The 18,543-nt window shown below is 66.1% G+C and carries 20 protein-coding genes; 6 read left to right on the top strand and 14 right to left on the bottom strand.

All coding sequences use genetic code 11. From position 1 onward, the window contains the following. Positions 1-57 precede the first annotated feature (57 nt). Positions 58-186 carry a hypothetical protein gene (locus JEY66_RS45160; protein WP_256438757.1) on the top strand — a complete coding sequence of 43 codons (129 nt, stop codon included), beginning with the start codon at positions 58-60 and terminating at the stop codon, positions 184-186. On the opposite strand, the gene JEY66_RS21170 is transcribed toward JEY66_RS45160, so the two are convergent. The 9 genes from JEY66_RS21170 to JEY66_RS21210 form a co-directional block, all read right to left on the bottom strand. After that, positions 183-713 (bottom strand): hypothetical protein, encoded by a 531-nt coding sequence (locus JEY66_RS21170; protein WP_018271989.1) that lies wholly within the window; start codon positions 711-713, stop codon positions 183-185. The genes JEY66_RS45160 and JEY66_RS21170 overlap by 4 nt on opposite strands. A gap of 109 nt (positions 714-822) precedes the next feature. Then, positions 823-990 carry a 50S ribosomal protein L33 gene (gene rpmG / locus JEY66_RS21175; protein WP_018271988.1) on the bottom strand — a complete coding sequence of 56 codons (168 nt, stop codon included), beginning with the start codon at positions 988-990 and terminating at the stop codon, positions 823-825. 128 nt (positions 991-1,118) lie between these two features. After that, positions 1,119-2,444, bottom strand: coding sequence for an LLM class flavin-dependent oxidoreductase (locus tag JEY66_RS21180; RefSeq protein ID WP_018271987.1), 1,326 nt, complete (start codon positions 2,442-2,444; stop codon positions 1,119-1,121). Positions 2,445-2,648: 204 nt separating this feature from the next. Further along, positions 2,649-3,398 carry an NUDIX hydrolase gene (locus JEY66_RS21185; RefSeq protein ID WP_016848393.1) on the bottom strand — a complete coding sequence of 250 codons (750 nt, stop codon included), beginning with the start codon at positions 3,396-3,398 and terminating at the stop codon, positions 2,649-2,651. A 36-nt stretch (positions 3,399-3,434) separates the two neighbouring features. Then, entirely contained in the window at positions 3,435-3,872 is a 438-nt protein-coding gene (locus JEY66_RS21190; protein WP_018271985.1) for a DUF983 domain-containing protein, read from the bottom strand. Then, the gene (rnr, locus tag JEY66_RS21195; RefSeq protein WP_018271984.1) at positions 3,863-6,223 is read right to left on the bottom strand and encodes a ribonuclease R; all 2,361 of its coding nucleotides are present in this window, start codon (positions 6,221-6,223) and stop codon (positions 3,863-3,865) included. The genes JEY66_RS21190 and rnr overlap by 10 nt, the downstream gene beginning before the upstream one ends. Next, positions 6,224-8,995 carry a type I DNA topoisomerase gene (topA, locus tag JEY66_RS21200; RefSeq protein ID WP_018271983.1) on the bottom strand — a complete coding sequence of 924 codons (2,772 nt, stop codon included), beginning with the start codon at positions 8,993-8,995 and terminating at the stop codon, positions 6,224-6,226. 220 nt (positions 8,996-9,215) lie between these two features. Next, positions 9,216-9,566 carry a hypothetical protein gene (locus JEY66_RS21205; RefSeq protein ID WP_157183463.1) on the bottom strand — a complete coding sequence of 117 codons (351 nt, stop codon included), beginning with the start codon at positions 9,564-9,566 and terminating at the stop codon, positions 9,216-9,218. Between the two features lie 61 nt (positions 9,567-9,627). After that, positions 9,628-10,101, bottom strand: coding sequence for a winged helix-turn-helix transcriptional regulator (locus JEY66_RS21210; RefSeq protein ID WP_018271981.1), 474 nt, complete (start codon positions 10,099-10,101; stop codon positions 9,628-9,630). Positions 10,102-10,210: 109 nt separating this feature from the next. Here JEY66_RS21210 and JEY66_RS21215 point away from each other — a divergent pair, with 109 nt between their 5' ends. Further along, the gene (locus tag JEY66_RS21215) at positions 10,211-10,984 is read left to right on the top strand and encodes an SDR family NAD(P)-dependent oxidoreductase (RefSeq protein ID WP_018271980.1); all 774 of its coding nucleotides are present in this window, start codon (positions 10,211-10,213) and stop codon (positions 10,982-10,984) included. A 254-nt stretch (positions 10,985-11,238) separates the two neighbouring features. Continuing rightward, positions 11,239-11,397, top strand: a complete 159-nt coding sequence (locus tag JEY66_RS21220) for a hypothetical protein (protein WP_016843954.1) — start codon at positions 11,239-11,241, stop codon at positions 11,395-11,397. A 57-nt stretch (positions 11,398-11,454) separates the two neighbouring features. Here the strand turns inward: JEY66_RS21220 and JEY66_RS21225 are convergent, their stop codons facing one another. Next, positions 11,455-12,063, bottom strand: coding sequence for an FMN-dependent NADH-azoreductase (locus tag JEY66_RS21225; protein WP_018271979.1), 609 nt, complete (start codon positions 12,061-12,063; stop codon positions 11,455-11,457). Positions 12,064-12,162: 99 nt separating this feature from the next. Here JEY66_RS21225 and JEY66_RS21230 point away from each other — a divergent pair, with 99 nt between their 5' ends. Then, on the top strand, positions 12,163-12,573 hold the full coding sequence (locus tag JEY66_RS21230) for a winged helix-turn-helix transcriptional regulator (RefSeq protein ID WP_018271978.1): 411 nt from the start codon (positions 12,163-12,165) through the stop codon (positions 12,571-12,573). A gap of 195 nt (positions 12,574-12,768) precedes the next feature. Here the strand turns inward: JEY66_RS21230 and dprA are convergent, their stop codons facing one another. Further along, the gene (dprA, locus tag JEY66_RS21235; protein WP_018271977.1) at positions 12,769-13,884 is read right to left on the bottom strand and encodes a DNA-processing protein DprA; all 1,116 of its coding nucleotides are present in this window, start codon (positions 13,882-13,884) and stop codon (positions 12,769-12,771) included. Between dprA and JEY66_RS45165 the strand changes: the two genes are divergently transcribed. Then, complete coding sequence (locus tag JEY66_RS45165) at positions 13,879-14,013, top strand: hypothetical protein (RefSeq protein ID WP_016843957.1); 135 nt, start codon at positions 13,879-13,881, stop codon at positions 14,011-14,013. The two genes, dprA and JEY66_RS45165, sit on opposite strands and share 6 nt — an antisense overlap. Beyond that, the gene (locus JEY66_RS21240) at positions 14,010-15,248 is read left to right on the top strand and encodes an amidase (RefSeq protein WP_018271976.1); all 1,239 of its coding nucleotides are present in this window, start codon (positions 14,010-14,012) and stop codon (positions 15,246-15,248) included. The genes JEY66_RS45165 and JEY66_RS21240 overlap by 4 nt, the downstream gene beginning before the upstream one ends. Positions 15,249-15,256: 8 nt before the next feature. Here the strand turns inward: JEY66_RS21240 and plsY are convergent, their stop codons facing one another. From plsY to JEY66_RS21255, 3 genes are all read right to left on the bottom strand, one after another. Further along, the gene (gene plsY, locus JEY66_RS21245) at positions 15,257-15,853 is read right to left on the bottom strand and encodes a glycerol-3-phosphate 1-O-acyltransferase PlsY (protein WP_018271975.1); all 597 of its coding nucleotides are present in this window, start codon (positions 15,851-15,853) and stop codon (positions 15,257-15,259) included. Between the two features lie 224 nt (positions 15,854-16,077). Further along, positions 16,078-17,379 (bottom strand): dihydroorotase, encoded by a 1,302-nt coding sequence (locus tag JEY66_RS21250; RefSeq protein WP_018271974.1) that lies wholly within the window; start codon positions 17,377-17,379, stop codon positions 16,078-16,080. Positions 17,380-17,383: 4 nt separating this feature from the next. Beyond that, on the bottom strand, positions 17,384-18,337 hold the full coding sequence (locus tag JEY66_RS21255) for an aspartate carbamoyltransferase catalytic subunit (RefSeq protein ID WP_026192854.1): 954 nt from the start codon (positions 18,335-18,337) through the stop codon (positions 17,384-17,386). Between the last annotated feature and the right edge of the window lie 206 nt (positions 18,338-18,543).

Here is an 18,543-nt window from a genome sequence, read left to right on the forward strand (position 1 = left end):
CGCAAGGCCGGCGATGTTCGCCGGCCGGCGCGGGACAAAGCTGTTCGAGGTGATCCGATGAACTGGTTCTATTGGAACACAGCGTGGTCGCTGTTCTTCAGCCTCGTTTGGTTCATGACCATCACACACAATCCGGATGCGCAGATCGCAGATGCGCATCTGCGCGATGAGGCGTTCAAGGGCTAGCTCCGGTAATAGCGCCACATCCTGAGGAACGTCCGGTGGATCTCATCGGGCGCCCGGTCGAATGGCTCGAGATTGACGCGAACCACGCCACGGTGGTCCATGCGCCACGGCAGGCGCATCAGCAGCCGATAGGCCGGCCGCTTGCGCCAATCGGCTACCAGCGCGCTGCCGAGCGGTCCGTCGAGCGCGATTTGCAACTCGTGAACGGTCATCGCGCGCTCGGCGATCTCGACGAGGTCGATGCGCGCGATGGCGCGCCAGCGGATCAGCCCGAAGGCCTGGATGAAGATGCCGTACTGGTTGGCCCCGATGGTCGGACGACCGGCCTCCAGCAGGGGGATGTTGTAATAGGTGAAGCCGGCGGCGGCCGCCGCCGGCGCCAGCCAGTAGATCGCACCGGTGATCCAGCTCGCGGTCAGGAAGACCGCGGCCAGCGCCGCCGTGACATAGACCGGAAAGTAGATGTCCTCTCGGCCGTAGGCGACCGAATAGCCGCCGACGTTTCCCTCGTCCAAGCTTGCGATCATCTGAGCCCTGCGCCCGGGACCGGTCCGGGAATCATGAGGGATGACGCAAGCTTAGAAAGCAAAAACGGGGCCGCGAGGGCCCCGTTCGAAACGTCGGAAGCGGGCGATCTTACTTGATCTTGGCTTCCTTGAACTCGACGTGCTTGCGCGCGACCGGGTCATACTTCTTCTTGACCAGCTTGTCGGTCATGGTGCGCGAATTCTTCTTGGCGACGTAATAGAAGCCGGTATCGGCCGTCGACACGAGCTTGACCTTGATGGTGACCGCCTTGGCCATGTGCAAAACCTCGAAAATCGGGGGAATTCAGGAGCCGGCCAAATCGGCCCGCGTTTGGCCGGGAAACTAGCCACAAACCACCCAAAGTCAAGGATTTCCGAGCCAAAACACCCCCGATTCCGGGCCGATTACCCCTCGAAGAACTGATTTTTCGGCCGCGGCAGGCCCAAATTCTCGCGCAAGGTCCGCCCCTCGTACTCTGTGCGGAAAATCCCGCGCCTTTGCAGTTCCGGGACCACCTTGTCGACGAAGTCGAACAAACCCTGCGGCAGATAGGGAAACATGATGTTGAAGCCGTCGCTGCCCCGGCCGGTCAGCCATTCCTCCATCTGGTCGGCGATGGTCTGCGGCGTGCCGACGAAGGCGAGCCCGCCATAGCCGCCGACGCGCTGGGCGAGCTGGCGCACGGTGAGCTTGTCGCGCGCCGCGACATCGACGAGGCGCTGGCGGCCGCTCTTGCTTGCATTGGTTTCCGGGATCGGCGGCAACTGTCCGTCGGGATCGAAGCCGGACGCATCGGTGCCGAGGATCACCGACAGCGAGGCGATCGCGCTGTCGTAATGCACGCGGCTGTCGAGCAGCGCGCGCTTCTCTTTTGCTTCCTCGACGCTGTCGCCGACCACGACGAAGGCACCGGGCAGGATCTTCAGATGCTCGGGATCGCGGCCGATCTTCTCCATGCGGCCCTTGATGTCGGCGTAGAGTTTCTGTCCGTCGGCAAGGTTGCCGCCGCCGGTGAACACGGCTTCCGCTGTCTCGGCCGCAAGCTGCCTGCCGTCATCGGACGCGCCGGCCTGCACGATCACCGGCCAGCCCTGCACGGGGCGGGCGATGTTCAGCGGGCCGCGGACCGAGAGATATTTGCCCTTGTGATTGAGCACATGCATCTTGTCGGGATCGACGAACAGCCCGGACTCGACGTCACGCACGAACGCATCGTCGGCGAAGGAATCCCACAGGCCGGTGACGACGTCGTAGAACTCGCGGGCGCGCTTGTAGCGCTCGGCGTGCTCCATGTGATCGTCGAGGCCGAAATTCAGCGCCGCGTCCGGATTGGACGTGGTGACGATATTCCAGCCGGCGCGGCCGCCCGAGATGTGGTCGAGCGAGGCGAAGCGCCGCGCGACGTGATAGGGCTCGTCGAAGGTGGTCGAACCGGTCGCGATCAGTCCGATATTCTCGGTGACGGCGGACAGCGCAGAGAGCAGGGTGAACGGCTCGAACGAGGTCACGGTATGGCTGCGCTTCAGCGCATTGATCGGCATGTTCAGCACGGCCAGGTGGTCGGCCATGAAGAAGGCGTCGAACTTGCCCGCCTCGAGCTTGCGGATCAGCGTCTTGATGTGGTCGAAGTTGAAATTGGCGTCGGGCCACGCCCCGGGATAGCGCCAGGCGCCGGTGTGGATGCTGATCGGCCGCATGAACGCGCCGAGCTTGAGTTGACGCTTCGCCATTGCCCCGTTCCGTCCTTGATGTCGTTAGCGGAACAGATAGGGAGGCGTTTTGCGGCGCGCCATCGGGAAGATTATTTTGTTTTTGGCCGCTCTCTCGACATTGTCATTCCGGGCATCGCGCAGCGATGAACCCGGAATCTCGTGCCGCAATCTCGGGATTCCGGGTTCGATGCTGCGCATCGCCCCGGAATGACGCGGATCATCTTACGCCCCCAGCACGTCCTTCTGCATCTTGCCGCCGTAGAAATGGAAGAACGGCACCGGCGCGTCGTGGCGGAGCGGGCCGGTGGCGAGACGGCGGTCGAGCTCGGCGAGCACGTTCTTGGTCATGGCATGCGCGTCGGCGAGCGGCTCGGAGCCGATCTCGACCCACACGAGCTCCACCAGTTCGGCATCGGCATGCACCACGCCCTCGACACGATGCGCGATGGTCGAAGCGTCGGCGGTGAAGAAGCGCGTGTCGAAGCGGCGGACGCGGCCGGGCGGGGTGATCGCGCGCGCGATCAGGAACAGGCCGGACGGATCGGGCAACAGACCTGCGTCGGCGAACGGCGCCCACGGGCCCTCGAGCTTGTGCGATTTCTCGACCTTGCGGCCGAGGCAGAGCCCGGTCTCTTCGCAGGCCTCGCGGATCGCGGCGTTGGCAAGCGCGCGCGCGCGGCCGGTCGTGATCTTCGGGCTGCCTTTCAACAGATTGGCTTCGAGCTCCGGCGTGATCGGCGCTGCAACCGGCACGCGGTTGTCGGCCTTGTCGACGCGGCCGCCGGGGAAAACGAATTTGCCGGGCATGAACACGACCTTGTCGTGGCGCTTGCCGACCAGCACCTTCGGCTTGGCGCCGGAGCGATCGATCAGGATCAGCGTCGCGGCATCCTTCGGCCGGAAATACGCATGATGATCGGCTTCTTTTTCGCCTTGGTGCACGACAGCGGCGGGTGCGGCAGCTTCAGTCATTTCATCCCTTTCATTTCTTCTTGCGGCCCGGTTTAGCTAGACCGGCGGGATGTCGCTAGGGGGATTCTCGTCAAAGCCATGCATGCGCAGGGCCCATTGCAAGCCGATCACGGCTCCCTTCACCGGCTGCAATAGCGCCAGCGATGCGAACAGCGTGAACGGCAGATAGATCGCAAGCTGCAGCCACACCGGCGGCGAATAGTTAGTCTCGATCCACAGCGCCATCGGTACCACGATATGGCCGACGATAACGATGACGAGATAGGCAGGCAGATCGTCGGCGCGATGCGGCGTGAAGTCGAGGTCGCAGACCGGGCAATGGCCGTCGCATTTGAGAAACTTGCGGAACAGTCTGCCTTTTCCGCAGCGCGGACAGCGGCAGCGGAACCCGCGCTTCATCGCGCTCCACACGTCGCGCTTCTCGGGCTCGGCCGCCTCGCGAGTCCAGACCACTGTCGGCGGTGTCACTTCCATGACTTGCCTCGCTTCGATTTGCCGGACTTCTGCTGCGCCGGCTTGCGATCCTTCTTGCTGCGCGATTTCCGCTCCTTGTGTGCCTTCTTGCCCGATCCTTTTGGTCCCTTGCCAAATCCGGCGGCACGGCGCTCGGCCCTTACGCTGTCGCGTTTTCTGCCGCGCGGAATTGCCTGACCATCGGATAATAACTCAAACCGCAGCGCGCCCGCTATCGGCGCGGCTTCCACCAGACGTACATCGACGACATCGCCCAGCCGATACATGGTGCCGCTGCGCGTGCCGATCAGCGTGTGGCGGGTTTCGTCGTAGTTGAAATATTCGCTGCCGATGGTGCGGATCGGGATCAGGCCGTCGGCGCCGGTGTCGTCGAGCTTCACGAACAGGCCGGATCGCGTCACGCCGGAAATGCGGCCCTGGAACGAGGCGCCGACCTTATCGGCAAGGAAATGTGCGATCAGTCGGTCGGTGGTCTCGCGCTCCGCCTTCATCGCGCGGCGCTCGGTGACGGAAATCTGCGCGGCGATCTCGGCGAGCGTCTCCACGGTCTCATCCGTCGGCAACGCGCCTTCGCCAAGCCCGAGCGCGCGGATCAGCGCGCGGTGCACGATCAGATCGGCATAGCGACGGATCGGCGAGGTGAAGTGCGCGTAGCGGCGCAGGTTCAAGCCGAAATGGCCGTAGTTCTCGGCGGAGTATTCGGCCTGCGCCTGCGAACGCAGCACCACCTCGTTGACCAGCGGTTCGTAGTCCTCGCCGGCAACCTGCGCCAGCACACGGTTGAATTGCGTGGGACGCAGCGCGCCCTGCTTGGTGAAGGGCAGGTCGAGCGTCTTCAGGAATTCCTGCAGGTTGTGCACCTTCTCCTGGCTCGGCTCGTCGTGCACGCGGTAGATCAGCGGCAGCGCCTTCTTCTCCAGCATCTCGGCCGCGGCGACGTTGGCGAGGATCATGAACTCCTCGATCAGCCGGTGCGCATCGAGCCGCTGCGGCACGATCACGCGATCGACGGTGCCGTCGGCCTTCAGCAGGATCTTGCGCTCGGGCAGATCAAGATCGAGCGGGTCGCGCTCGTTGCGTGCAAGCTTGACCAGCTCGTAGGCCGACCACAGCGGCTTGAGGACCGGATCGAGGATAGGGCCCGTCGTGTCATCGGGCCCGCCGTCGATCGCGGCCTGCGCCTGCGCGTAATTGAGCTTTGCGGCCGAGCGCATCAGCACGCGGTGGAAGGTATGCGAGCGCTTGCGGCCGTCGGCGCCGATCACCATCCGCACCGCGAGCGCGCCGCGCGGCTCGCCCGGCACCAGCGAGCAGAGATCGTTGGAGATGCGCTCGGGCAGCATCGGCACGACGCGATCAGGGAAATAGACCGAGTTGCCGCGCTGCAATGCGTCGCGGTCGAGCGCCGAACCGGGCCGCACATAGTAGGCGACGTCGGCGATCGCGACATGGACGATGAAGCCGCCCTTGTTGTTCGGATCGGGATCGACTTCCGCATGCACCGCGTCGTCGTGATCCTTGGCATCCGGCGGATCGATGGTGACGAGCGGCACGTCGCGCCAATCCTCGCGGCCCTGCAAGGTCGCGGGTTTTGCCTCTTCCGCTTCACGCAGCGCAGAGGACGAGAACACCTGCGGGATGTCGTGGGTGTTGATCGCGATCAGGCTGATCGCCTTTTCGCTGGCAATCGAGCCGAGCCGCTCCTTGACGCGGGCGGAGGCCAGCCCATAGCCGCGGGTGCGGATCAGGTCGACGCTGATCAGGTCGCCGTCCTCGGCGCCGCCGCTGTCGGCCTTGGCGATGTTGAGCTCGCGGCCGGCCTGCTTCTTGTCGACCGGGATCAGGCGTCCGCCGCCATCGGGATTGCGGCGGAAGATGCCGAGGATCCGCGTGCGCCCGTGATCGATCACCTTGATGACGCGGCCGCGATAGGGCGTGCCGTCTTGCTCGTCCGTGACTTCGACGCGCAGCAGCGCGCGGTCGCCGACGCCGGCGGTGGTGCCGGGCTTCGGTCGCCGCGGCATCTCGATGCGGATTTTCGGGGCGGTGCCGTTCTCGTCCGAGTCCCACTCGGCGGGCGCGGCGATCAGCTCGCCGTCGCTGTCGCGGCCGGTGATGTCGGCCAGCACGGTCGGCGGCAGCGCCGCCGGCTCGTGGATCTTGCGGCCGCGTTTGGCAATCGTGCCGTCGTCGGCGAGCTCGCGGAGGATCCGCTTCAGCTCGACGCGGTCGGCGTTCTTCAGGCCGAACTCGCGCGCGATCTCGCGGGTGCCTACCTTGCCTGGATTGGCGCGGATGAAGGCGACGATGGCATCCCGGCCCGGAAAGCCATGGTCGGGTTTTCGTTTCACTTATCCTCGTGCCTTGCCGGCGCTTTTCTTCGCGGGCGCTTTCGCTGGTGCCGATGATTTTGCAGGCGACGTCTTGGCACCGGAAGCGACCGGCGCGCGCGCCTTGCTGGTCGCATCCGTCTTCGGCTTCGCCGCGGCCTTCTTCGATGCAGCCTTCTTGGCGGGCTTGGCCTCGGCGTCGCCGTCAGTCTCGGTCGCCTGGGACTTGGCTTTCTTCGCCTTGGCAGGCTTTTCCGCCTTCGCCTTCTTGGCCTTCTTGCCGCCGCCCTTGGCCGCGCGCTCGTCGATCAGCGCGATCGCTTCCGCGAGCGTGATCTGGTCGGGCGTGCGGTCGCTCGGGATCGTCGCGTTGACGCCGCCCGCCGCGACATAGGCGCCGTAGCGGCCGTTCTTCAGCGCGACCGCGCCGAGCGTCGGGTGATCGCCGAGCGGCTTGCCGGGATCGGCGCCGAAGCGGCGGCCGCTCGGGCCCTTGGCGATCTTCTCCGCGATCAGCGTGACGGCGCGGTTCAACCCGATGTCGAACACCTCGTCGCCGGCCTCGAGGCTGGCATAGGTCTTCTCGTGCTTGACGAACGGCCCGAACCGGCCGAGGCCGGCGGTGATCGGCTGCCCGGTTTCCGGATGCTTGCCGATCTCGCGCGGCAGCGACAGCAGTTTCAGCGCCAGTTCGAGATCGACATCGGCGGGCGAGGTGCCCTTTGGAATGCCCGCGCGCTTCGGCTTCTCGCCTTCGGCGTAATCCTTCTGCTCGCCGAGCTGGATGTAGGGGCCGAAGCGGCCGGCCTTCACCGTGACATCGAAGCCGGTGTCGGGATCGGTGCCGAGCACGCGGTCGGCGCTTTCGGCGCTGTCGGCCGCGAGCGGGCGGGTGTAGCGGCATTCCGGATAGTTCGAGCAGCCAACGAAGGCGCCGAACTTGCCGGCCTTGAGGTTGAGCCGGCCGGTGCCACAGGTCGGGCATTGCCTGACGTCGCCGCCATCCGCGCGCGGCGGATAGATGTGCGGGCCGAGCATCTCGTCGAGCGCATCGAGCACCTCGGCGACCCGGAGGTCCTTGATGTCGTTGACCGCGCCGATGAAGCCGCGCCAGAAGTCCTGCAGCACCTGCTGCCAGGCGATCTCGTTGTTGGAGATGCGATCGAGCTGCTCCTCCAGATCGGCGGTGAAGTCGTACTCGACATAGCGCGAGAAGAAGTTCTCCAGGAACGCGACCACGACGCGGCCCTTGTCCTCGCCGTGCAGCCGCTTCTTCTCGAGCTTGACATAGCCGCGGTCCTTCAGGACCTGCAGGATCGAGGCGTAGGTCGAGGGGCGGCCGATGCCGAGCTCTTCCATCCGCTTCACCAGCGAGGCTTCCGAGAAGCGCGGCGGCGGCTCGGTGAAATGCTGGGTGACGGCGAGGCTCTGGCGCTTCACGGCCTCGCCCTCGCTCATCGCGGGCAGGCGGCGCGAATCCTCGTCCTCCTCGTCGTCGCGGCTTTCCTGATAGAGCGCGAGGAAGCCGTCGAACTTGATGACCTGGCCGGAGGCGCGCAATTCCAGCACACGCGAGCCGGCCTTGGCCTCGATGTCGACGGTGGTGCGCTCGAGCTCGGCCGACTCCATCTGGCTCGCAATGGTGCGCTTCCAGATCAATTCATAGAGCCGCGCCTGATCGGCATCGAGCCTTCGGCCGATGGTGGCGGGGCGACGCGACAGATCGGTCGGGCGGATCGCTTCGTGCGCTTCCTGCGCGTTCTTGGCCTTGGCCTGGTACTGCCGCGGGGCGTCCGGCACATAGGCGTTGCCGTAGTCCTCGCCGATCACCTTGCGCGCCTGCGTGATCGCTTCGGGCGCGATCTGCACGCCGTCGGTTCGCATATAGGTGATGAGGCCGGTGGTCTCGCCGCCGATGTCGATGCCCTCGTAGAGCCGCTGCGCGATGCGCATGGTGTGCGCCGGCGCGAAGCCGAGCTTGCGGCTTGCTTCCTGCTGCAGGGTCGAGGTGGTGAAGGGCGCCTGCGGATTGCGCCGAGCCGGCTTGGCCTCGACGGTCGCGACCTTGAACAGGGCGGCCTCGATGGCCTTCTTGAAATCCTCGGCTTCCGCGCCGGAGCCGATGTCGAGCCGTGCGATCTTCTTGCCGTCGGCGCCGACCAGCCGCGCCTCGAAGGCGTCGCCGCGCGGCGTCAGGAGCGTCGCGACCAGCGACCAGTACTCCCTCGGCACGAACTTCTCGATCTCGAGCTCGCGGTCGCAGACCAGCCGCAGTGCGACCGATTGCACGCGGCCGGCGGAGCGGGCGCCGGGCAGCTTGCGCCACAGCACGGGGGAGAGGGTGAAGCCGACCAGATAGTCCAGCGCACGGCGCGCCATATAGGCGTCGACCAGCGCGCCATCGATCTGGCGCGGCGCCTTCATCGCCTCCGAGACGGCCTGCTTGGTGATGGCGTTGAACACCACGCGCTCGACCTTCTGGTCCTTCAGCGCGCGCTTCTCCTTCATCACCTCCAGCACGTGCCAGGAGATCGCCTCGCCTTCGCGATCAGGGTCGGTGGCGAGGATCAGGCGGTCGGCCCCCTTGAGCGCCTTGGCGATGTCGTTGAGCCGGCTCGCGGCCTTGGCATCGACCTCCCAGATCATCTGGAAATTGGCATCGGGATCGACGGAACCATTCTTGGCCGGGAGGTCGCGAACATGGCCGAACGACGCCAGGACCTCGTAGGAGGACCCCAGATATTTGTTGATCGTCTTGGCCTTGGCCGGCGACTCCACAATGACGATATTCATGTCATTCCAATAGCTTACGGGAAAACTTGAAGGCGGATTCCGCTAGACTCGCGGCCCGCCGTGTCGGGGCGAACATGGGTGCTGGGGCGGTCCCTGTCAAATCGCCAGATATTGAAGGGCGGGGCCAAGCTGTGGAGTTTCTATCCCAAGGGTTGCAAAATACGCCCTAGAGTTGCGGCGGGAAAGGGCGTATCTCTTTATATATAGGGTGGGAATCGGATTAGGCCTTTTGAACAGCACAGGGGGCGGCCGGAAGCGCAAGGCGTCCGGCCGGCGGCGACGACCGGCGGGCGACGAGACAGCTGGGGAGGGCGGCCCGGACGACGCCCTGGTCCTGATCGGAGCCGCCGCGACCGAACTCGCCAAACTTGCCCGGCGCCACAAATTCGAAGTCCTCGAGCGCCTGTTCGCGATGGCCCGCCTCGAGGCCGACGAGCAACAGCGTTCGCGCAGCCGGCGGAAGTTGTCGTGAGGGGCGCACCCAAACTCTCGCCGCGTAGTCCTGGCGAAAGCCAAGACCATAACCACCGCATTCGGTGATGAACGGGATCGCGGCCCCAGCGTCGCGCAACAACTCTCATTTGGGGTAATGGGTCCCTGTGTCTTGGAAGTGTGTCAGGATGAGGGTGGCGCTACGCCGATACGCGCTTTGCCGCTTTCCGCGCAGGCCGCGGCTTCAGAGCGGTGTCGGCCGCGCCAAGCACGCGTCCATCCTGCGAATAGAGCGCGAGCTTTTTCACCGGCTTGCCCTTGTCGCGGTCGACCAGGATGGTCGCGATCTCGTCCGGATGCTCGTCGAATTCCTCGGTCCATTGCCGCAGCGCGACCAGGATCGGAAAGATGCCGTGGCCCTTCGGCGTCAGGACATATTCCTGATAGGCGCTGCCGTCGGAGGCGGGGACGGTCTTCAGGATGCCGCGCTCGACCAGCGTGCGCAGCCTTGTGGCAAGGATGTTCTTGGCAAGCCCGAGGCTCGCCTGGAATTCGCCGAAGCGGCGGCGGCCGAGGCTGGCGTCGCGGATGATCAGGAGCGACCACCAGTCGCCGAACACGTCGAGCGCGCGCGCGACGGGACAGCTGTCGCCTGCAAGGCTGGTTCGTTTCACCTACCGTCTCCAGGAATTTGGGCCATCACGACCTTGTGTGGTTGCAATATTAAACCGTTTGCCCTAGCTAGGCAATGAAGTTTAATAATGCAACCAACTGGAGGCGGACATGAGACTGGCGAACAAGACGGCGTTGATCACCGGCGGCAACAGTGGCATCGGGCTCGCGACAGCAAAGCTGTTCGTGGCGGAGGGCGCCAAGGTCGTCATCACCGGGCGCAACAAGGAGACGCTTGCGGCGGCAGCCAGGGAGCTCGGGCCGAACGCGCTCGCGGTGGCGGCCGATGCCACCGACGTCGCGGCGCTGGAAGCCGCGGTGAAGCAGGGCGCCGAGAAGTTCGGCAAGTATGACGTGCTGTTCGCCAATGCCGGTATTCCCGGCCAGACGCCGGTCGGCGGCACCACGCTGGCCGCATTCGAGAATGTGATCCGCACCAATCTCACCGGCGTGTTCTTCACGGTGCAGGCGGTCGCGCCGTACCTCAACGACGGCGCGTCGATCATTCTCAACGGCTCGGTGATCTCCGTGCTCGGCAATCCCGGCTATTCGGCCTATGCCGCGAGCAAGGCCGGCGTGCGCGCGATGGCGCGGGTGATGGCGTCAGAATTGTCGCCGCGCAACATCCGCGTCAATGTGGTGGCGCCGGGCGCGGTGCGCACCCCGATCTGGGGCGCCGCGATCGCGACGCCGGAGGCCGAGAAGATCTTCGAGCAGCGGATCGGCAAGACCACGCCGCTCGGGCGGATCGGCGAACCCGATCACATCTCGAAGACCGTGCTGTTCCTGGCGTCCGACGACGCCGCGCATGTGCAGGGGCAGGAATTGTTCATCGATGGCGGCGCGACGGCGTCGCCGGCAGGCGCGCCGATCTATCGCGGATAGAGCCTTTCCGTTCCGACTAAATCGGAACGGGGCTCTGGTTTTATTCTGACGCGTTTTCTTCACGCGAACCGGTATCCACTTCGCTCGAAAACGCTCTGGTTTGTTTCTCATTGTAACGAACGGCCGGTGTGAAGCGCTTCACACCGGTCGATTTCGTGCGCGACTATCATCGCGTGTATTGAACCTTTGACGTACTCCCCGGACTCCTGATTGGGCGGGGAATTTTTCACCACGGAATCATTTGGAGTGCCGCCATGCCGAAAGCAGCCCGCATTTCGACGTCGATCCCGGTTTCGTCCGCATCGGAAAGTTCGGATACAACGCAGTTCGTAACCGTCGCACTGTTCTCCGGCATCGGCCTGTTGATTTCGCTGGTGGCCGTCATCCTCGGCATTCAGGGCGTCTGGTTCTGAGTTTCTCCACCTGAACGGCCTGCCGCCGCCGGGCGACGGCAGGCGCTTTGAATTACATCAGGCGGCGTTCAGGCTGCCGGCCGCCTGCAGCGCGCCCGCAACGGCCTTTTCGCGATGCTCGGGGCCGACCTGGATGCCGTCAGCGGGGATGAACTCGACATTCCTGACGCCGATGAAGCCGAACACCCCGCGCAGATAGGTCTCGAGGTGCTCGAGCGCGGCCATCGGCGTGTCGGCGCCGTAATAACCACCGCGCGAGATCGCGATGATGACGCGCTTGTTGCCGGCCAATCCCTCGACGCCGCCGGCGCCGTATTTGAAGGTCTTACCCGCAACCAGGATGCGGTCGATCCAAGCCTTGAGCTGGCTCGGAATCGTGAAATTGTACATGGGCGCACCGATCACGACGATGTCGGCGGCCAGGAACTCGTCCAGCACCGCCTGGCCGGTCGCGATGTCATCGCGTACCGACGGATCCGGCGCCGCGCCCTGGCTGGCGGCGAGGTGCAGGCCGGAGAGGTGGGCGAGCGGGGTCTGGCTGAGATCGCGGTAGCTGACGACGAGGCCGGGATTGGCCTGGCGCAGCCGCTCGACGGCGGCGGCGGAGACCTGGCGGCTGACGGAGTGGGGGCCGAGGACCGAGGAGTCGATGTGCAGAAGTTTCATGGCAGAGGTCACCTTTGGTATAGGTTTGTAACTGGCGCTATATGAGTGACCGCCCTAAATCTCCGCAAGAACGCACATTTTTGAAACCCGAGCACACCTATGGAACCCGAGCACATCGATGTAACCGCCGAGACCGGCCTGCCGCGTGGTCCCGGGACGCATCAGGACTGCCGCGGCGTGGCCTCCGTGCTGTCGCGGGTCGGCGACAAATGGAGCGTGCTGGTGATCATGCTGCTGCGCGATGGACCGCGCCGCTTCAACGAGCTGAAGCGCACGATCAACGGCATCTCGCAGCGCATGCTGACCTTGACGCTGCGCGGGCTGGAGCGCGATGGCTTGGTGACGCGCACGGTGTTTCCGACCATTCCGCCGCGGGTCGACTACGAACTGACCGATCTCGGGCGCGGACTGGCCGTGCCTGTCATGGCGCTCGGCGAATGGGCGTTCGCGCATCTGCCGGAGATCGAGGGCGCGCGAAACGACTTCGATGCGCGGAATGCCGAAGGCTGAGTTCGGAGCCTTCGCGTTCGGACAAGTAGACCCGTCATCCCCGCGCAAAGGCTTCGCCTTTGTCGCTGGAGGAGCCTGCGTAGCAGGCGTCTCGAAGGATGCACGGCCACCAGTCGGGCCGTCGATCCTTCGAGACGCGCTGCGCGCTCCACAGGATGACGGAGAGGCGTTTGCGCGAGCGAGATATTCAGCTCGTCAAATCATCGACACCAGCCCGCCGCTGTGGCGCTCGAGCCTGCCGGCGAGCTCGAGCTCGAGCAGCACCGCGCGGACCACGGCGGGTGACACATCGGCCATCCGGATCAGATCGTCGATGCTGATCGGGCTCGGCCCGAGCAGGTCGATGATGCGCTCGCGATTGCCGCTATCGGTGGCAAAGTCCAGCGGCTCGTCGTCCTCGCGCGCGCCAAGCATCACCGGCCGCTCCATGATCGGCGTCACCGCGCTGACGACGTCGGCGGCTTCGGTGACCAAGGTGGCACCTTGCTTGATCAGGTCGTTGGCGCCGGCGGCACGCGGATCGATCGGCGAGCCCGGCACCGCGAACACCTCGCGGCCCTGTTCGGCCGCCATCCGCGCCGTGATCAGCGAGCCCGAGCGATGCGCGGCCTCGACGATCACGACGCCGAGCGAGGCGCCCGAAATCAGGCGGTTGCGGCGGGGGAAGTCGCGCGCCCGCGGCACGTGACCGAGCGGCATCTCCGAGATCGCCGCGCCGTGTTCGAGCAGGGCGGCCAGCAGATCCTCGTGCTCGGGTGGGTAGATCCTGTCGTGGCCGCCGGCCAGCACGGCGACCGTGCCGCTCGCGACGGTGGCGCGATGCGCCGCCTGATCGATGCCGCGGGCGAGGCCGGAGATCACGACAAAGCCGGCATCGCCGAGATCGCGCGCAAGGGTGCCTGCAAATTTCAGCCCGGCGCCGGAGGCGTTGCGGGAGCCGACGATCGCGATCATCGGCCGCATCAGGACCTCGCGCGCGCCGCGCACGGCAAGCAGTGGCGGCGCGTCGTCGATGGTGGCAAGCCGCGCCGGATAGTGCGCTTCCTCCGGTGCGACGAGATCGATGCCGAACCTGCGGCAGGCCGCGAGCTCGGCAGCAGCATCGGCCTCGCTGCAGATGCGTCCGGGGCCGGATGCGCCGCCGCGGCGCGCGAGGTCAGGCAGGCGCTCCAGCGCATGCGCCGCATCGCCAAAATGGCGGAGCAGCGATGCAAAGGTGCGCGGGCCGACATTGTCGGAGCGGATCAGCCGCAGGCGGTTGAGCCGTTCGGTGTCGGTGAGTTTTGCGGGGCTGGGCGAGCGGTCATGCATGCGGGGCGCAGCTTCGCCCAACCTGAGATTGTGATCAACTGCGACATTGGCGCAGCCGCGCGCGACGCGCTAAAAGCGCTTGCCAAGAAGCCGCCAAAAACCGTCAAGAAACAGGATGTCCGCCGATGATTTCGCTTGCCGATCTCCAACGCCGCATCGCCTCCGGCGAATTGTCCACCGATGCCGCCATCACGCAGACGCGGGACGCCATCGCGGCGCAGGACAAAGCCATCGGCGCCTTCGTCCGCCTCGACGAGACGGCGCGTGCGCAGCAAGCCGGGCCGTTGCGCGGGATTGCGGTCGGTATCAAGGACATCATCGATACCGCTGACTTCCCGACCGAGATGGGCGCCGCGATCTATCGCGGGCATCAGCCGCGCGCCGACGCGCCGGTCGTGATGGCACTGAAGCAGGCCGGCGCCACCATCATCGGCAAGACCACCACGACGGCGTTCGCGGCGAACGATCCGACCGCAACGCTCAATCCGCACAATCACGCGCACACGCCGGGCGGCTCGTCGTCGGGCTCGGCCGCAGCCGTTGCCGCCGGGATGATCCCGCTGGCGCTCGGCACGCAGACCGGCGGCTCGGTGATCCGGCCGGCCTCGTTCTGCGGCGTCGCCGCGATCAAGCCGAGCTACCGCCTGCTGCCGACCGTCGGCGTGAAATGCTTCTCCTGGACGCTCGACACCGTCGGGCTGTTCGGCGCCGGCGTGCGCGACGTCGCGCTGGGGCTCGCCGCGATGACCAGGCGGCCTGAGCTGGTGGTTCCGTCAAAGGTTTCCGCGCCGCGCATCGGCGTGGCCACGCAGGCCTTCGCCGGTTCGCCGGAACCTTCCGGCGCGGAGGCGTTGCAGAAGGCCGCGCGTGCGGCGGAGCAGGCGGGTGCGAGCGTGCGCGAGCTCGCGATGCCCGAGATCATCGCGGAAGCCTGGCGGATCCATCCGGTGGTGCAGGAGTTCGAGGCGCATCAGTCGTTCGCCTGGGAATACGGCCAGAACTACGACGCGATGCCGCCGCTGCTGCGCGGCCGGCTCGACGAGAGCAAGGGCGGCACGCCGGCGGAGTACGACGCGGCGATGGACGTCACGCTGCGCGCGCGGCAGGTGCTGGCCGCGATCCTCACCGAGGTCGACGTGCTCGTGACGCTGTCGGCGCCGGGCGCGGCGCCCAAGGGTTTGGCGTCGACCGGCGATCCCCGTTACAACCGGCTCTGGACCTTGATGGGCGTGCCGTGCGTCAACGTGCCGACGCTTGTCGCCGAGGGCCGATTGCCGGTCGGTGTGACCGTGATCGCGGGTTTTGGCGATGACGCGAAGGCGCTGGCGGCGGCGAGCTTTGTCGAGGACGCGCTGAAGCGGTAGCGGCTGCGCTACTTCCTCTCGCCGATCTTGCCTTCGGTGCCGGCCTGCAGGCGCTGGATGTTTTCGCGGTGCATGTAGAACAGCAGCAGCGTCAGCACGGCGAACAGCGAGGCGAGCGCGTTGTGGCCGAACCACCACAGGAACAGCGGCGTCACGAACGCCGCGATCAGCGCCGACAGCGACGAGTAGCGCGTGGTGTAGGCGGTGCCGAGCCAGATCATGGCGAAGATCAGCGCCGCCGGCCAGAACAGGCCGAGCAGCACGCCGAGATAGGTCGCGACACCCTTGCCGCCGCGAAACTTGAGCCAGACCGGGAAGAGGTGGCCGAGGAAAGCCCCCAGCGCCGCCAGCATCGCCGCGTTCGGGCCGTCGATGGTGCCGGCGATGATGACGGCGACGGTGCCCTTCAGCATGTCGCCGAGCAGCGTCGCCGCGGCGAGGCCCTTGCGGCCGGTGCGCAGCACATTGGTGGCGCCGATATTGCCCGAGCCGACCGTGCGCAGATCCTGCGTGCCGGCCATCCTGGTCAGCACCATGCCGAACGGGATCGAGCCCAGCAGGTAGCCGATCAGGAAGGCGACCGGCAGCAAGCCATCAGCAGACATCGCGGTGGTTCCTTCGGTCGGTCCCGCCCGAATGGGGCAATGCCGTCAATGAAATATTAACCATAAATCCGCACCATGGCCTTGGTAATGAGGGAGCTTATCATGGCTTCTGTTCGCAGGCGGCTGGAGCAGTTTTTCTTTGTCGTTTACGTCGCGGCCATCGTCGTTGGCACAACGATGGAAGCGATGTCGCAACTCGCGTCGCGCTGAGTTCCACCCCGGTTTCAGACGTGCTCGTACACGGTCCGTCCGCCGACGATCGTCCGCGTCACGCGGCCCGAGAAGCGGGCGTCGTCGAACGGCGTGTTCTTGCACAGTGATTTGAGATCGTCGCGGTCGAGCACCCAGGGCGTGTCGGCGTCGATCACGATGACGTCGGCCGGCGCGCCCGCGCGCAGCGTGCCGCCGGGCAGGCCGAGCAGCTCCGCCGGCCGCGTCGACATCGCCCGGATCAGCGTCTTGAAGGCCATCTCGCCATTGTGGATCAGACGCAGCGCCGCCGGCAGCATGGTCTGCAGGCCGACCGCACCGCTCGCCGCCTCCGCGAACGGCAGCCGCTTGACCTCGACGTCCTGCGGATTGTGGTCGCTCATCACGACGTCGATCAGCCCGGAGGCGAGCGCTGCGACCAGCGCCTTGCGGTCCTCCTCGGTGCGCAGCGGCGGCGCCAGCTTCAGGAAGGTGCGGTAGGGGCCGATGTCGTTCTCGTTCAGCGTCACGTGGTTGATCGAGACCGAGGCCGAGACATTGTGGCCGGCGTCGCGGGCGCGCTTGAGGATCTCCAGCGACTCGATCGAGGTCAGCGAGGCCGCGTGATAGCGCCCACCGGTCAGCCCGGCGAGCCGCATGTCGCGCTCGAGCATGATCGACTCGGCCGCCGTGGGAATCCCCGCGAGACCGAGCCTTGTGGCGAATTCGCCCTCGTTCATCACGCCTTCGCCCACCAGATGCGGGTCCTCGGTGTGATGCACGATCAGCGCGTCGAAATCGCGGGCATAGGTCAGCGCGCGCCGCATCACCTGCGCGTTGGTGACGCTGCGGTCGCCGTCGGTGAAGGCGACGGCGCCGGCGGCCTTGAGCAGGCCGATCTCGGTCATCTCCTGGCCCTGCATGCCCTTGGTCAGCGCCGCCATCGGATGGATGTTGACGATCGCGGTGTCGCGGGCGCGGCGCAGCACGAAATCCACGGTCGCGGAATTGTCGATCACCGGCGAGGTGTCGGGCTGGCAGATGATGGTGGTGATGCCGCCGGCCGCGGCGGCCTGGCTGGCGGAGGCGAAAGTCTCGCGATGGCTGGCGCCGGGCTCGCCGACAAAGGCGCGCATGTCGATCAGGCCGGGGGCCACGATCTTGCCGGCGCAATTGACGATGTCGGTGCCTTCGGGGACGCCGGCGGCGCCGATGCCGCGCTTGGCGTCACGGATGACGCCGTCGGCGATCAGGACGTCGCCCGGACCGTCGAAATCACGCGAGGGATCGATGACGCGGGCGTTGGCGAGCAGGATGGGGCGGCGGTCGGTCAGCATGGCATCACGCGTTCGGCAGGTTGCGGGCGAGCGCTTCCAGCACCGCCATACGCACTGCCACACCCATTTCGACTTGTTCACGGATCAGCGACTGCGCGCCGTCGGCGACGAAGGTGTCGATCTCGACACCGCGGTTCATCGGGCCGGGATGCATCACCAGCGCATCCGGCTTGGCGTAGCCGAGCTTCTTCTGGTCGAGGCCGAAATAGTGGAAATACTCGCCCGACGACGGCACGAAGGAGCCGTTCATGCGCTCGCGCTGCAGCCGCAGCATCATCACGATATCGGCGCCGTTCAGTCCCTCGCGCATGTCGCGCGCGACCTCGACGCCCATCCGCTCGATGCCGGGCGGCAGCAAGGTCGAGGGGGCAACCACGCGGACGCGCGCGCCCATGGTGTTGAGCAGGAAGATGTTGGAGCGCGCGACGCGCGAATGCAGCACGTCGCCGCAGATCGCGATCGTCAGCCCCTCGAGCCGGCCCTTGTTGCGCCGGATCGTCAGCGCATCGAGCAGCGCCTGGGTCGGGTGCTCGTGGCTGCCGTCGCCAGCGTTGATCACGGAACCGTCAACCTTGCGCGCCAGGAGCTCGACCGCGCCGGAGGCGTGGTGGCGTACCACCAGGATGTCCGGGTGCATCGCATTCAGCGTCACCGCGGTGTCCATCAGGGTCTCGCCCTTGCGGGTCGACATCGACGACACCGACATGTTCATGACGTCGGCGCCCAGGCGTTTTCCGGCGATCTCGAACGAGGACTGGGTCCGGGTCGAGGCCTCGAAGAACAGATTGACCTGGGTGCGGCCGCGCAGGCTGGCGCGCTTCTTGTCGACCTGGCGGTTGAGCTCGACATACTCCTCGGAGAGGTCGAGCAGGCCCGTGATGTCGTCAGCGGAAAGGCCCTCGATACCCAGCAGATGCCGGTGACCGAGGACAAAAGTCGATTTCAATGATGGGGTCATTAAAGCGAGAGCTATAGGCGCGGATGGCCGGTGGGGCAAGCGCGAAGAGGGCTCGCGGGAGTTTTCCCCGAGTAAGATGTCGCCGCCTTCTCGGCAGTCCTGCCGGGGCTCGCCGCGGGACATCCGCGCCTTGCTTTTGCGGGGATTTCCGGAACAAGACGTGGATGGCCGGGCACAGGCGGAGCGGCAGCGACGCTGTCCTCCTG

It is taken from the genome of Bradyrhizobium elkanii USDA 76 (assembly GCF_023278185.1).
Lineage (GTDB): Bacteria > Pseudomonadota > Alphaproteobacteria > Rhizobiales > Xanthobacteraceae > Bradyrhizobium > Bradyrhizobium elkanii.